At 35.1% G+C, this 14,154-nt stretch carries 11 protein-coding genes; 9 read left to right on the top strand and 2 right to left on the bottom strand.

The genetic code is table 11. From position 1 onward, the window contains the following. The first annotated feature begins 42 nt into the window (after positions 1-42). From AC5YGG_RS00055 to metF, 6 genes are all read left to right on the top strand, one after another. Positions 43-1,203, top strand: coding sequence for an O-succinylhomoserine sulfhydrylase (locus AC5YGG_RS00055; RefSeq protein WP_496142415.1), 1,161 nt, complete (start codon positions 43-45; stop codon positions 1,201-1,203). An 86-nt stretch (positions 1,204-1,289) separates the two neighbouring features. Further along, on the top strand, positions 1,290-2,300 hold the full coding sequence (locus AC5YGG_RS00050; protein WP_065395960.1) for a homocysteine S-methyltransferase family protein: 1,011 nt from the start codon (positions 1,290-1,292) through the stop codon (positions 2,298-2,300). An 83-nt stretch (positions 2,301-2,383) separates the two neighbouring features. Further along, positions 2,384-3,475 (top strand): fatty acid desaturase family protein, encoded by a 1,092-nt coding sequence (locus AC5YGG_RS00045; protein WP_496142414.1) that lies wholly within the window; start codon positions 2,384-2,386, stop codon positions 3,473-3,475. A gap of 5 nt (positions 3,476-3,480) precedes the next feature. Continuing rightward, positions 3,481-6,141, top strand: coding sequence for a methionine synthase (gene metH, locus AC5YGG_RS00040; protein ID WP_496142413.1), 2,661 nt, complete (start codon positions 3,481-3,483; stop codon positions 6,139-6,141). Positions 6,142-6,149: 8 nt separating this feature from the next. Continuing rightward, the gene (locus tag AC5YGG_RS00035; protein WP_496142412.1) at positions 6,150-7,316 is read left to right on the top strand and encodes a hypothetical protein; all 1,167 of its coding nucleotides are present in this window, start codon (positions 6,150-6,152) and stop codon (positions 7,314-7,316) included. A 44-nt stretch (positions 7,317-7,360) separates the two neighbouring features. Beyond that, a complete protein-coding gene (metF, locus tag AC5YGG_RS00030) occupies positions 7,361-8,320 on the top strand; it encodes a methylenetetrahydrofolate reductase [NAD(P)H] (RefSeq protein WP_496142411.1) in 960 nt (319 codons plus the stop codon). 50 nt (positions 8,321-8,370) lie between these two features. Here the strand turns inward: metF and AC5YGG_RS00025 are convergent, their stop codons facing one another. Together AC5YGG_RS00025 and AC5YGG_RS00020 are read right to left on the bottom strand one after the other, a co-directional pair. Continuing rightward, positions 8,371-9,078 (bottom strand): hypothetical protein, encoded by a 708-nt coding sequence (locus AC5YGG_RS00025; RefSeq protein ID WP_496142410.1) that lies wholly within the window; start codon positions 9,076-9,078, stop codon positions 8,371-8,373. Between the two features lie 80 nt (positions 9,079-9,158). Then, complete coding sequence (locus AC5YGG_RS00020) at positions 9,159-10,310, bottom strand: hypothetical protein (protein WP_496142409.1); 1,152 nt, start codon at positions 10,308-10,310, stop codon at positions 9,159-9,161. A gap of 100 nt (positions 10,311-10,410) precedes the next feature. On the opposite strand from AC5YGG_RS00020, the gene folE reads away from it, so the two are divergent. The 3 genes from folE to cysS all read left to right on the top strand — a co-directional run bounded on the left by folE (position 10,411) and on the right by cysS (position 13,106). Further along, positions 10,411-11,076: a GTP cyclohydrolase I FolE gene (folE, locus tag AC5YGG_RS00015; protein WP_065395967.1), complete on the top strand. Its 666-nt coding sequence runs from the start codon at positions 10,411-10,413 to the stop codon at positions 11,074-11,076. Positions 11,077-11,083: 7 nt separating this feature from the next. After that, the gene (locus tag AC5YGG_RS00010; protein ID WP_496142408.1) at positions 11,084-11,515 is read left to right on the top strand and encodes a DinB family protein; all 432 of its coding nucleotides are present in this window, start codon (positions 11,084-11,086) and stop codon (positions 11,513-11,515) included. A 124-nt stretch (positions 11,516-11,639) separates the two neighbouring features. After that, complete coding sequence (cysS, locus tag AC5YGG_RS00005) at positions 11,640-13,106, top strand: cysteine--tRNA ligase (protein WP_496142407.1); 1,467 nt, start codon at positions 11,640-11,642, stop codon at positions 13,104-13,106. Positions 13,107-14,154: the final 1,048 nt, after the last annotated feature.

The following is a 14,154-nucleotide window of genomic DNA, read 5'->3' as shown; positions in this document are numbered from 1 at the left end:
ACTGTTAGATTGATACATTGGTAATTGACAAATTAAAACTATATGGAAAATTTCGAAACATCAGCAATAAGAACCCAGACTGAAAGATCTCAGTTTGACGAGCATTCTACCCCTTTGTATCTTACCTCCAGCTTTATTTTTCAGGATGCTGAAGATATGAGAGCAAGCTTTGCTGAAGAAAAACCTAAAAACTTATACAGCCGTTTCTCCAACCCGAATGTATCTGAATTCACAGAAAAGATCGCTAAAATGGAAGGTGCAGAAGCCGGATATGCCTTTGCAACAGGAATGGCAGCCATCTATTCTACATTTGCAGCTTTGTTAAATGCCGGAGATCATATCGTAAGCTGCCAGTCAGTTTTTGGATCTACTCACACTTTATTCACAAAATATTTCCCGAAATGGAATATTGAAACAACTTATTTCAAAGCCGAAGACGCAGAGAATGTAGAACAATATATTAAACCCAATACAAAGATCTTATACCTTGAAACGCCTACCAATCCGGCAATCGAGATTCTTGACCTTGAGTTTTTCGGAAAGATTGCGAAGAAACATAACTTAATTTTTATTGTAGATAACTGTTTTGCAACACCTTATCTTCAACAGCCAATTAAATATGGTGCAGATGTTGTTGTACATTCCGCAACGAAGCTGATTGACGGACAGGGAAGAGTATTAGGTGGAATTGCAGTGGGAAGAGAAGACCTGATCAGAGAAATCTATCTTTTTGCAAGAAATACGGGACCTGCATTGTCTCCTTTTAATGCATGGGTATTATCAAAAAGTTTGGAAACATTAGCGATCCGCGTAGAAAAACATTGTGAAAATGCCTTGAAGGTAGCCGAATTTTTAGAAAGCCATCCTAATGTAGAACTTGTAAAATATCCGTTCCTGAAATCCCATCCGAACTATGAAGTAGCTAAAAAGCAGATGAAGCTTGGTGGAAATATTGTCGCTTTTGAAATAAAAGGAGGAATAGAAGGCGGAAGAAACTTCCTAGATAAGATACAAATGTGCTCACTTTCTGCAAATCTTGGTGATACAAGAACAATCGTAACACATCCGGCATCTACTACACACTCTAAACTATCAGATGAAGAAAGAAACGAAGTAGGAATTACAGCAGGATTAGTCCGTTGCTCAGTAGGTTTAGAAAATGTAGACGATATCATCGCAGACTTAAAGCAAGCCTTAGATTAATCACAAAGAGCCCAACGGGGCGATTTACCCCCAAGATAGAACGAAATCTTATCAAGTATCAGTCTCACTCAACAACTATAAAAGAGATGACAAATATAGAATCACTAAACAAAGCCCTCAAAGAACGCATCCTCGTCCTGGACGGCGCAATGGGAACTATGCTTCAGCGCTATAAGTTTGAAGAAGAAGATTATCGTGGCGAGCGTTTTAAAGACTGGGAACACCCGGTAAAAGGAAATAATGACCTTCTTTCCCTGACACAGCCTCAAGCCATTGAAGAAGTTCACAAAAAATACCTGGAAGCAGGAGCAGATATTATTGAAACCAATACATTTTCCGGAACTACCATTGCAATGGCAGATTATCACATGGAAGAACTGGTTTATGAACTGAACTATGAATCTGCAAAAATTGCGAGAAAAGCCTGTGATGAATACACAGCAAAGAATCCCGATAAACCAAGATTCGTAGCAGGATCAATAGGTCCCACAAACAGAACAGCAAGTTTAAGCCCAGATGTGAATGACCCCGGATACAGAGCCATTACTTTTGAAGAACTGAGAGTCGCTTATAAACAACAATGTGAGGCATTATTAGACGGAGGGTCAGATATCCTGTTGGTAGAAACCATCTTTGATACCCTGAATGCCAAAGCTGCTTTATTTGCCATTGATGAACTTCAGGAAGAAAGAGGAATTAAAATCCCGATCATGGTTTCAGGAACAATTACAGATGCATCAGGAAGAACACTAAGCGGACAAACTGCGGATGCTTTCCTGATCTCCGTTTCTCATTTGAACTTATTAAGTGTTGGATTCAACTGTGCATTGGGAGCAGACCAGCTAACACCCTATCTGGAAACCTTAGCTCATAATTCAGAATTCTATGTTTCAGCATATCCGAATGCCGGATTACCAAATGCTTTTGGTAAATATGATGAAACGCCGGAAGATATGGCAAGACAGATCAAGGAGTATGTAGAAAAAGGATTGATTAATATTATCGGAGGATGCTGTGGAACTACTCCGGAACATATTAAAGCCATTGCAGAACTGGTAGAAAAGTATGAGCCAAGAAAATTGAAAGAATTTGTCTGATTTGATAGATTTTTTTAATTAAAATCAATAATGAGGGCTGGGTTATAAATATTATCTTTAAGTAAACCACAAAATTTAATATAATGGAAAAGCCGAGTTACTTAAAAGATTCAGACGATACCAAGCTATTTAATGAATTGAGAAAGAGAGTAAACCAACGGGTAGAGACCCTTCCTGACAACAGGGATGTTTATATTAAGATTAAAGCGGTGATTTTACCGATGATCTATATCGGATTATATTTCTTTGCTCTTTTTAATGCTGAAAAACATTGGGTTTATATTCTGAGCTTTGTTTTTATGGGAATCTCTCTGGTTTTGATTTATTTGAATTTAATCCATGAGGCAGCCCATAATAACATTTACAAAAGTAAAAAGCTGAATAATCTTGTCTTACACATTTTTGATTTTATTGGAGCCAATTCCTATATCTGGAAGAAAAGACATATTGCAAGTCACCATGCCTATCCGAATGTAGATGGTTGGGACACCGATATTGAGCAGAGTGGTTTACTGCTAATAGTTCCATGGATCAAGGCAAAAGGAATACAGAAGTATCAGCACAGGTTTTTCTTTTTAGTATATCCGTTGTATTTGTTCAATTGGATGTTTATAAGAGATTTCAGAGACTTCTTTGATAAAGAAAGAGTGATCTTAAAGACGCAGGGAAAAATACCTGTTGTAGAGAAAGTAAAAATGGTAAGCTATAAACTGTTTTACTTTTTTTATCAGATTGCGGTTCCTGTTATGTTCTTTAAAGTATCAGTTGGTCTGGCATTGGGAGCATGGTTTTTACAGGTGATTTCAGCAAGCATTTTTGCTTTGTTTGTTTTATTGCCTTTACATCCGCTTCCTGATAATGCTTTTCCAAGATTGAATAAAGATAATGGGCTTCCATTCAGTTGGCTTCGTCACCAGTTGGAAGTAACAAATGATTTAAAAGAAAATAATTGGTTGGTAAGAAATGTATTAGGAAACTTTAATTTCCACGTGGCTCATCATCTTTTTCCCAATTACAGTTATATGTATTATAATGAGATCACAGAAGAAATAGAAGAATTTGCTAAAGAACATAACTTGGCATACAAACGATTTCCATTGTTAACTGCTTTAGGGAAACATAGGGATTTATTGAGGCAGAATGCAAATAATGCCTATTATATTTTAGAAGAATAAAATAGATGAAGTATTTAAGATTATCAGGTTTAGAACCTCTTATCATAACGCCGGAAAGTAATTTCATCAATGTTGGTGAAAGAACGAATGTTGCCGGGTCCAAAAAATTTTTAAGGCTAATCAAAGAGGAAAAATTCTCTGAAGCATTAGACATTGCCCGCCATCAGGTAGAAGGAGGTGCACAGATTCTGGATGTCAATTTTGATGACGGATTAATTGACGGTAAAGCATCCATGATCAAATTTCTGAACTTAATTGCATCAGAACCGGATATTGCAAGAATTCCAATCATGGTAGACTCTTCCAAATGGGAAATTCTGGAAGCAGGTCTTCAAGTGGCGCAGGGAAAATGTGTAGTAAACTCCATCAGTTTAAAAGAAGGCGAAGAAGAATTTATCAAACATGCTAAAGCTATCAAAAGATATGGAGCTGCAGTAATCGTAATGGCGTTTGATGAGGTAGGGCAGGCAGACAATCTTGAACGAAGAATAGAAATTTCAACACGATCATATAATATCTTGGTAAATCAGGTTGGTTTTCCGGCAGAAGATATCATTTTCGACTTAAATATTTTCCCGGTTGCTACAGGAATGGATGAGCACAGAAGAAATGCCATCGATTTTATTGAAGCAACACGCTGGGTAAGACAAAATCTCCCTTATGCATCCGTAAGTGGAGGAGTAAGTAATGTTTCATTCTCTTTCCGTGGAAATGATACGGTAAGAGAAGCAATGCATTCGGTATTCCTTTATCATGCAATTCAGGCAGGAATGAATATCGGAATTGTAAATCCGGCAATGCTGGAAGTTTATGATGAAATCAATAAGGAATTGCTGGAACTTGTAGAAGATGTAATCCTTGACAGGAGAGAAGATGCTACAGAAAGACTTCTTGATTATTCCGAAAAACATAAATCAGTCAAAAAAGAAAAGACTGAAGACCTTGAATGGAGAAATAATCCATTACAGGAAAGAATTACCTATGCATTGGTAAAAGGAATTGACCGTTTTATCGAGGAAGATGTAGAAGAAGCGAGACAATCAGCAGCAAGACCACTTCATGTCATTGAAATTAATCTAATGACAGGAATGGGAGTGGTAGGAGACTTATTCGGAAGCGGAAAAATGTTCTTACCACAAGTCGTAAAATCTGCAAGGGTAATGAAAAAAGCCGTAGCCTATTTACAACCTTATATTGAAGCCGAAAAAGACGGTACAAAACCTGCTAACGGAAAAATCCTGATGGCTACGGTAAAAGGTGACGTTCATGATATTGGTAAAAACATCGTAAGTGTAGTATTAGGCTGTAATAATTACGAAATTGTAGATCTTGGGGTAATGGTGCCTGCAGAAAAAATTATTCAGACTGCTATTGAAGAAAAAGTAGACGTAATCGGACTAAGCGGATTAATCACTCCGAGTTTGGATGAGATGGTGTATATCGCTTCAGAATTAGAAAGACAAAATTTAGATTTTCCTTTACTGATCGGTGGTGCAACGACTTCAAAAGCACATACCGCAGTGAAAATTGATTTAAAATACAAAAATGCCGTTGTCCACGTAAATGATGCTTCAAGAGCTGTAAATGTAGTAAGTTCCCTGTTGGGAGACAGAAATAAAGAATATGTTTCTGAACTGAAGAACGATTATTCAGATTTCAGAGAGAAATTCCTGAACAGACAAGTCGATAAAGACTATGTTTCTATTGAAGAAGCAAGAGAAAATAAGTTCAAAATAGATTGGGAGAACGAAGAAATTTTTACCCCGAATAATTTGGGAATTACCGTAATTGAAAATCAGGATTTAAGAGAATTATTACCTTTCATCGACTGGTCACCATTCTTCAGAAGCTGGGATCTTCACGGAAAATACCCGAATATTCTGGAAGATGAAGTCGTAGGTGTACAGGCTAAAGAACTGTTCAAAGATGCTCAGGTTATTCTCAATAGAATTCTGGATGAAAAATTATTAACAGCAAAAGCAATATTTGGGATATTCAAAGCTAATTCCAATGAAACGGATGATATTCTGATTTTTGATGAAAATAATAATGAACAGGCTAAATTCTTAACCCTAAGACAGCAGGCTCAAAGGTCAAAAGGAAAAGATTATTTCGCTCTAAGTGATTTCATCGCTCCAAAAAGCACTGGAAAAACAGATTATATGGGCGCTTTTTGTGTAACTACAGGTTTCGGAACAGACGAACTGTCAAGCGAATATGAAAAAGCTAACGATGATTACAATTCTATCATGGTAAAAGCCCTTGCAGACCGTTTTGCAGAAGCTTATGCAGAATTTTTACACAAAAAAGTAAGAACCGAATATTGGGGATATGCCGTTCAGGAAGAATTAAGTAATGAAGAACTGATTGCTGAAAAATATAAAGGAATACGTCCCGCTCCTGGTTATCCCGCATGCCCTGATCACCTGGAAAAGAAAACCATCTGGGATCTTTTAAAAGTAGAAGAGAATACAGGCGTTTTCCTTACAGAAAGCTTAGCGATGTTTCCTACAGCATCCGTTTCAGGATATTATTTCGGAAGCCCGCATGCCAAGTATTTCGGATTAGGGAAAATTACAGAAGACCAACTTAAAGATTATGCTGATAGGAGAAGTTGTAGCATCCAGGAAGCTAGAAAATGGTTGTCACCAAATTTAGCAGATTAAAAATAGACATGAAGATAATAACTAAACTATTGCCGATAATTCTCAATATTCTCAGTATTTGTATCCTGTTTGTATTGCTTTTTCAGAATGCGGCTTTTCTATTGAGCCCTTCTTTTGATAAATTTGTTTTTAATTCAGATTATTTTATCAACTATACTTCCGGATTTATAAAAAGAGGACTGGATGGGCAACTTATTTATGCTATTACAGCATGTACCGGGTTTTCTCCTATCAATATTCTACGTGTCCTTTACTTTATATTTTTTGTATCACTGTCGGGCATTGTTATTAATATTGTGTATAGATCTAAAATATCTTTATTTTATATTTTTTCTCCATTTTTGTTCTTATTCCCTTTTGTTTACTTCCAGCTATATCATATTTCAAAAGATACTGAGGTACTTCTAATAGCCTATATAGTGTTATATCTTTTTATAAATGGTAAGTCTAAATGGCTTTTGAATATTGTTTTATCTTTAGGTATACTGGCACATGAATCAATATTTATTTTCTTATTTTTTCCGCTTTTATTCATTCAGTTATTTTATGTGGGTAAGGGGAGTGTGGTACAGAAGCTTTTAAATTTTAGTCTATCCTTAGCACCTTCCATCATCTTATTTTTACTGATATTTCTGAAATTTAACGGCTTATCAAATAATATCCAGATTATTTATGATTCATGGAAGCCTTACAGTATCTATTTACAAGATGTACATTTTAATTCAGGTTTATTTGACGGTAAGCCAAGACTAATCTCAGAAATAATTAAAGAATCCTACAATATGATTGGTCTAGGGTTGCTTATTGGGATCAATTTTTTATTCATCACAGCAGGAACCTATCTGTATTCCCGTCAGAATTTTCTTGTATTGCTGGGTATGACATTACTTCAGATCATTCCGGTTGTTATCCTTTGTGCTATAGCTTCTGATTTTGGAAGATGGTTCTTTTTGTCTAACTCTATTTTGTTATTTTCTATGTTCTTACTTCAAGGAAAAGTACCTTCAGTGAATTTCTCCTTGGGGAAGGACCGTTTTATTATAAAAACCTATGAAATGCTGTCATTTCCAACGCTTTGTATCCTTTTTGTGTTGGGAGGAATGCCTTATTTAGGTTTTAATATCTATAGATATTTCTATCCAAACCCAATTAGGATCATTGTTGACTGGCTTTAATATTTAATGGAAGCATAGAAAATTAAAATTTAAAAATTTAATAAATGAAAATTACAGATCACATAAAAAACGCAAACGGAAAAACATTATTCTCTTTAGAAGTTGTTCCGCCACAAAAAGGAATTGGAATTGAAGATCTTTATACGAATATAGATCCCCTAATGGAATTCAAACCGCCATTCATTGATGTTACCACCTCAAGAGAAGAATACATCTATCTTGATAAAGGAAATGGATTGATGGAACGTCGTATTACGAGAATGCGCCCGGGAACCTTGGGAATTTGTGCTGCAATTCAGCATAAGTATAACGTAGATACCGTTCCTCACTTATTATGTGGAGGATTTACCAAAGAAGAAACAGAATATCTTTTGGTAGACTGTATGTATCTGGGTATCGATAATGTAATGGCATTGCGAGGAGATGCCATGAAAGGACATCAGTATTTCGAACCTACCCAGGGAGGACATGCCAGTGCAATGGATCTTGTGAATCAAATTAATGATCTGGGAAGAGGAAAGTATTTACATAATGAAGAACAGGTTTGTGATGAACTCAATAAATTCTGCATTGGAGTAGCGGGCTATCCTGAAAAGCACATGGAAGCGCCTTCTATGAATTATGATCTGAAGTGGCTGAAGCAAAAAGTAGATGCCGGAGCAGATTATATTGTAACTCAAATGTTCTTTGACAATAAAAAGTACATCGAATTCGTTAAGAAAGCAAGGGAAATGGGAATAACAGTTCCGATTATTCCGGGAATCAAACCGATTGCTACCAAGAAACATTTAAAAATATTACCACAGGTCTTTAAAATAGATCTTCCGGAAGAGCTGATCAATGAAGTAGAGAATGCAAAAAATAATGAAGCGGTAAAACAGATCGGAATAGAATGGGCTATTGCCCAATGCAGAGAACTTTTGGATTTTGGAGTTCCTGTTCTACATTTTTACTCAATGGGTAAAAGTGATAACATTAAAAAAGTAGCTGGAGAGCTATTCTAATAAAAGTACCAAAAATGAAGAAACCCTGCCTAAACGGCAGGGCTTTTATTTTATTGATTTAAAAAGTTGACCAGCTTAACCAGGTCTTCTTCTTTATTCAGTTTAATAGAATTAGATTTTAAAAACTGTTGGATTGATTCCTTTTTATCAGGGAAAAAGGCAAAGATATCTTTATCCTTTTTAGGCTTTCTGATAAAACCGTTTGGTGTTTTAATATAATAAACAGGATCTAATGTTTTGAAAAAGGCTGCTTTATCAGAAGCATAAGAATTAGCGGCAGGAACAGCATCATTAAATTTAGTTTTTACTTTCTTATAAAGCTTATTATTTCCATTAACAAGCTCGAAGAAATATCCACTTAATTCATCCTTTGTCTCTAATAAGACCATTGTAGTTTTAGGAGAAGCAACTTCAATTCTCGAAAATTGCTCTTCTTTTGGTAAAACAAGCGGCTTTCCGTCCTTTTGATATTCTACTTCATCGGTATAGCTATTATATCTTACAGTTACTTTATCATAATTATCTGCTACTTTGGCAAGGTGAAATTCTGTAGTGTGATAAGGTGATCCAATAATATCCTCATATTTCAGTGCTCTTCCTGCATTTTCTGATTTAACTCCAAATACCGGATGATCTCCTCCAAGATTATTTACAGATAGAGTACTTGAGTAATTTGCTTGAAATTTATCAGGTGTGTAATTTTGTGTATAAAACATACTGAAAGATATCACAAAGATAATTATAATTACTTTTCTCATTTATATGGTTTATTTTAGTTTTGTGCAATAATACAAATTATTATTTCAATAGGGATAATTGCGATAAAAAGGCGTCAAATTTACAAAAAAGGATGTCTTTCAAACTCTTTATTCCGATCAAATAAATATCTGTAAGTCGCTAGTTTTCTGGTGACTGTAGTGTCAAGTGTTTCTGCAATTTTGATCATTTTGGGGTTGAAATCGCCAATCCACTGAAGTTCAGTAAGTTTAAAATCCGTATGTTTTCTCAAGTGTAGCGTTCCTTCCCAGATCATATAGCCGTCTATACCTTTTCTTTGCCACTCAGGAACAACTCCGAAAACCAGTCCAACCATTTTCTCATTCTTTTTAAATCGTTTTAAAAATAAAAATTTAAGCTTTTCAATAATACCGAACTTTCCGTTGAAGTATTTGAACCACTGGTTGAGGTCCGGAAGATTGATCCACATAGCAATAGGCTTTTCATTTTCATAGACAAACCACGAAATATGTTCGTTAATGATAGGCTTCATTGTGTTGAACATCTTTAATACCTTAGCTTCCTCTAGCTGTTTTCCTTCTCCGTGGGCTGCCCATGCTTTATTATATACCTCTGTAAAATCCTTCGCAAACTTTGCCAGGTTGTTCTTTTTCATCGGTTGGGCAGAAATAGCAGGATTTCTTCTGTTTTTCTCGTGAGCAATTTTGAAAATACGGGAAACTTCTGCAAAAACAGGTCTTGTAAAACATAGCTGTTCAAAGTACACCTGAAAACCATAATTTTCAAAAAGGTCTTTATAATAAGGGAAATTATAATTCATTCCATATAATGGTTCTATAAAACCTTCCATCAACAGTCCCCAGAACTTATCTCGTTCACCGAAGTTTATAGGACCATCCATAGCTTCCATCCCTCTTTGCTGAAGCCAGTTTTTACAATGGTCAAAAATAAAATTAGCAGTTTCCTGGTCATTGATACAGTCAAAAAAGCCCAAACCTCCCGTAGGTTGCTTTTGCTCATAGCAAGTATTAATAAAAACCGCTACTTTCCCTACTATTTTATTATCCTTTTTAAATAAAAACCTTTGGCATTCACCATTCTTAAAGAACTTATTTTTTTCAGGATCAAAAATTTCCTCAATATGTTTATCTAATGGACGGATATAATTTTTGTCGTGTTGATAAAGTTGTGCAGGGAATTCCAGAAATTCCTTTCTATGTTCTTTGTTTTGTACTTCTTCAACAATAATCATATTTTTTAATCAGAGTAGGTTATAAAAGATAATGTTTTTCATTTAAATTGAATATAGATGAAACGATATTATCCGTATTTTTGCTGCAAATTAAATAAAAATGGTTGATTTTACTGATAACGACGATGATATTTTCACTGGAAAAGAACATACGCCTATAAGGGAAGATGCTTTTGATAAATCGCCACAGGAAAAAATTGAAAAAATTACTGAGCTTTTTGGAGAAATAATGGAAACACTAGGATTGGATATGACAGATGATTCCCTGAAAGATTCTCCAAAGCGTGTTGCCAAAATGTATGTGAACGAAATTTTCGGGGGACTTCTGCCGGAAAATAAACCAGGAATCTCTACATTTTCTAATAAATATAAATACCGCCAGATGCTGGTGGAAAAAGATATCACAGTATATTCTTTCTGTGAACACCACTTTTTACCGATTATAGGAAGAGCACACGTTGCTTATATTTCGAACGGAGAAGTGATTGGTCTTTCAAAAATTAACAGAATTGTAGACTATTATGCTAAAAGACCACAAGTTCAGGAAAGATTGACAATGCAGATTGTAGATGCCTTGAAAGAAGCTTTGGGAACAAAAGATGTTGCCTGTATTATCGATGCAAAACACCTTTGCGTCAATTGTAGAGGAATTAAAGATACGGCAAGTTCTACCATTACAGCAGAGTTAAGTGGTATTTTCAGAACAAACCCTATCACAAGGCAGGAATTCTTACATTATGTGGGAAGCCATGCGAAATTAGATTAATATTAAAATGAACTACCAAATCCTTAAAAATATTATTGATAATGAGCTTCAAAGATTTCAATCGATATCTGAAGAAGAGTGGGAACATAAAGTTAATCCACAGAAATGGTCAAAAAAAGAAATTATAGGACATCTTTGTGATAGCGCTTTTACAAATATCCGTAGATTTGTTATTACTCAATATAAAGAGAACGAGAATATCGTATATGATCAAAACCTTTGGGTAAAGGCTCAGAACTATCAAAATGTTTCGGTTTCCGAATTGATTAATCTTTGGAAAGCATTGAATTATCAGATTGTTCATGTTGTAGAAAATATTCCCGATGAACTATTGCAAAGGACTTGTGATACTACCAAGACAGAACTTCAAAGATTTACTCTTGAATTCATCATTAAGGATTACATTGATCATTTACAGCATCATTTAAAAGCGATTTAATTATGATAAAATTTAAAAAAGTTGCCAATAAAATTTTCATCACAACAATTATCTGTTGTGACAGAATTTTATTTTAACTAATTTTTGAATCTTAAAACTATTGAATCTTTTAACCAAAAAATAAATGCAATTAAAAATATATAACTCCCTTACAGCGGAGAAAGAAATATTCAAACCTATTTTAGAAGGAAATGTCGGAATGTATGTCTGCGGACCTACCGTGTATAGCAATGTACATTTAGGAAACGTCAGAACTTTTCTTTCCTTTGATTTTATTTACCGTACCTTAACGCATTTAGGGTATAAAGTAAGATATGTAAGAAATATTACAGACGCAGGACACCTTACCGATGACGGAAATGTAGACAATGACAGATTCGTAAAGCAAACCAGACTGGAAAAGCTGGAACCTATGGAAATCGTACAAAAATACACTGTAGATTTTCATAAAGTATTAGATATGTTCAATTTGCTTCCTCCCAATATTGAACCTACAGCTACTGGACATATCGTAGAACAGATTGAGCTGACTCAAAAATTAATAGATACAGGTTTCGCTTACGAAAGTAACGGTTCAGTATACTTCGATGTATTGGAATACAATAAAAGAGGATTGAACTATGGTGAACTTTCAAAACGCAATATAGAAGAACTTTTTGCCAATACCCGTGATCTTGATGGACAAGGAGAAAAGAAGAATCCACAGGATTTTGCTCTTTGGAAAAAAGCATCTCCAGCGCACATCATGAGATGGAATTCGCCTTGGGGAGAAGGTTTCCCAGGATGGCACCTTGAATGTACTGCTATGAGTACTAAATATTTAGGTGAAACTTTTGACATTCACGGCGGAGGAATGGACTTGAAATTCCCACATCACGAATGTGAAATTGCTCAAGGAAAAGCGTGCAATGGAGCAGCTCCGGTACATTACTGGATGCATGCTAATATGCTGACGATGAATTCTCAACGTATGAGTAAATCTACAGGGAACTATATTCTTCCAATGCAATTGGTAACAGGAGAGAATGATTTCTTTGAAAAGCCATTCCACCCATCAATTGTACGTTTCTGTTTCTTGCAGGCACACTACAGAAGTGTATTAGATATTTCTAATGACGCAATGATTGCAAGTGAAAAAGGGTTTATCAGATTAATGGAAGCCGTAAAAGTGCTTAATTCTATTACTCCTAACGATGAAAAACAGTCAGGTTTCAATCTTGAAGAATGGAAGACTAAATCTTATGATGCCTTAACGGATGATTTCAACTCCCCAATTTTGATCGCTCATTTATTTGAAGCTGTAAAATATATTTTCGCTTTAAATGATGGTAAAGAAACGATCTCAACACAGGATCTTGAAGATTTAAAATCTACATTGAATGCTTTCATATTTGACGTCTTAGGATTACAAACAGTAGAGGAAAATAATAATGAAAAGCTTGATCAGACCTTAAAAGTTTTAATTGAGCTTAGAAATCAGGCAAGAAAATCTAAAAACTTTGACCTTTCAGATCAAATCAGAGATAAACTGTTAGCAGAAGGCATAGAATTAAAGGATGGACGAGATGGAACATCATACGTTCTGAGCTAAAATATAAACATCAGTTTTACAAATATTCCGTAAGGTTTCCATATTTCAGGACCTTACGGATTTTTTTATCCAAATTCAAAAATACTTTATTTATAATATGGAGGAATCACAATTTTCACTTTTTCAGTTCCCTATATTTACATTTTACCCCCAAGTCATTATTTTTTGCCCCTTTAATTTCCTTTATTCTCTTAAAAGTATCTAGAAGCTAATCCCGCTATCCACTCATACTCCTCGCACCTTTACCTTCCAACGCTCACCCCTCGAACTTCCCATCTCCTGCTGTGGGGTAACCGTTTCTATCGGGGCTAGGGAAGAGGTTACTATAGGTAATAGGTAATAGGTAATAGGTAATAGGTAATAGGTAATAGGTAATAGTGTGCGCCACTTTTTGAACTTGTCTTCATTATACAATCTTTGTCATCCCGTAGGGATCTCAACAAAGCTTTCCACTTGTTATCTTTATATATTATATAAGGATAGCTACATATAAAAGGATAGCTATTCTATTTTATAATATAATCCAAGTTTATAATATAATCCAAGTTCTTCTACTTTCTAAATTTCCATATTCTATCTACCATTCACAAACATATTAATAGGAGTGGGCTTTAGCCCGCTCAAACAAATATTCTCCCTTCCCCCGGCTTTAGCCTAACCTTACTATTGACGTTTTTTGAGAATAAGACTTAAGAACGAGCAACCTGCAACTTAATACCCCGCAACCAAGAACCAGCAACTAAGCAACAAGATCCCAACATTGCTCTATCATATCTATTTTCCCTATAAAACTCTTCCACGCTCTCCAGCTCCCATCCCTCAAACAAATGTTTAAAATTTTTCCCACTACAAACCAGTTGTTTAAGGCTGAATATGAATTCAAGATGAAATTTATGTTAAATAAGTTTGTTTTGCTTTGTTAAAAGTTGTTATCTTTGCCCCACTGAAAACGAGAGTAGATCAGTAGCGCAGAAGAGCTTTTAGATAAGCAGAGACATTATTACTTCAAAAAGAGATAAGCGAAAAAAACTTTAAATTTTTTATCAAA

It is taken from the genome of Chryseobacterium sp. CS2K3 (genome assembly GCF_059515185.1).
This window is presented reverse-complemented; position numbering and strand designations above follow the sequence as displayed.

Coding starts and splice junctions, on each gene's coding strand:
- AC5YGG_RS00055 (WP_496142415.1), top strand. CDS start 43: ATGGAAAATTTCGAAACATCAGCAATAAGAACCCAGACTGAAAGATCT.
- AC5YGG_RS00050 (WP_065395960.1), top strand. CDS start 1,290: ATGACAAATATAGAATCACTAAACAAAGCCCTCAAAGAACGCATCCTC.
- AC5YGG_RS00045 (WP_496142414.1), top strand. CDS start 2,384: ATGGAAAAGCCGAGTTACTTAAAAGATTCAGACGATACCAAGCTATTT.
- metH (WP_496142413.1), top strand. CDS start 3,481: ATGAAGTATTTAAGATTATCAGGTTTAGAACCTCTTATCATAACGCCG.
- AC5YGG_RS00035 (WP_496142412.1), top strand. CDS start 6,150: ATGAAGATAATAACTAAACTATTGCCGATAATTCTCAATATTCTCAGT.
- metF (WP_496142411.1), top strand. CDS start 7,361: ATGAAAATTACAGATCACATAAAAAACGCAAACGGAAAAACATTATTC.
- AC5YGG_RS00025 (WP_496142410.1), bottom strand. CDS start 9,078: ATGAGAAAAGTAATTATAATTATCTTTGTGATATCTTTCAGTATGTTT.
- AC5YGG_RS00020 (WP_496142409.1), bottom strand. CDS start 10,310: ATGATTATTGTTGAAGAAGTACAAAACAAAGAACATAGAAAGGAATTT.
- folE (WP_065395967.1), top strand. CDS start 10,411: ATGGTTGATTTTACTGATAACGACGATGATATTTTCACTGGAAAAGAA.
- AC5YGG_RS00010 (WP_496142408.1), top strand. CDS start 11,084: ATGAACTACCAAATCCTTAAAAATATTATTGATAATGAGCTTCAAAGA.
- cysS (WP_496142407.1), top strand. CDS start 11,640: ATGCAATTAAAAATATATAACTCCCTTACAGCGGAGAAAGAAATATTC.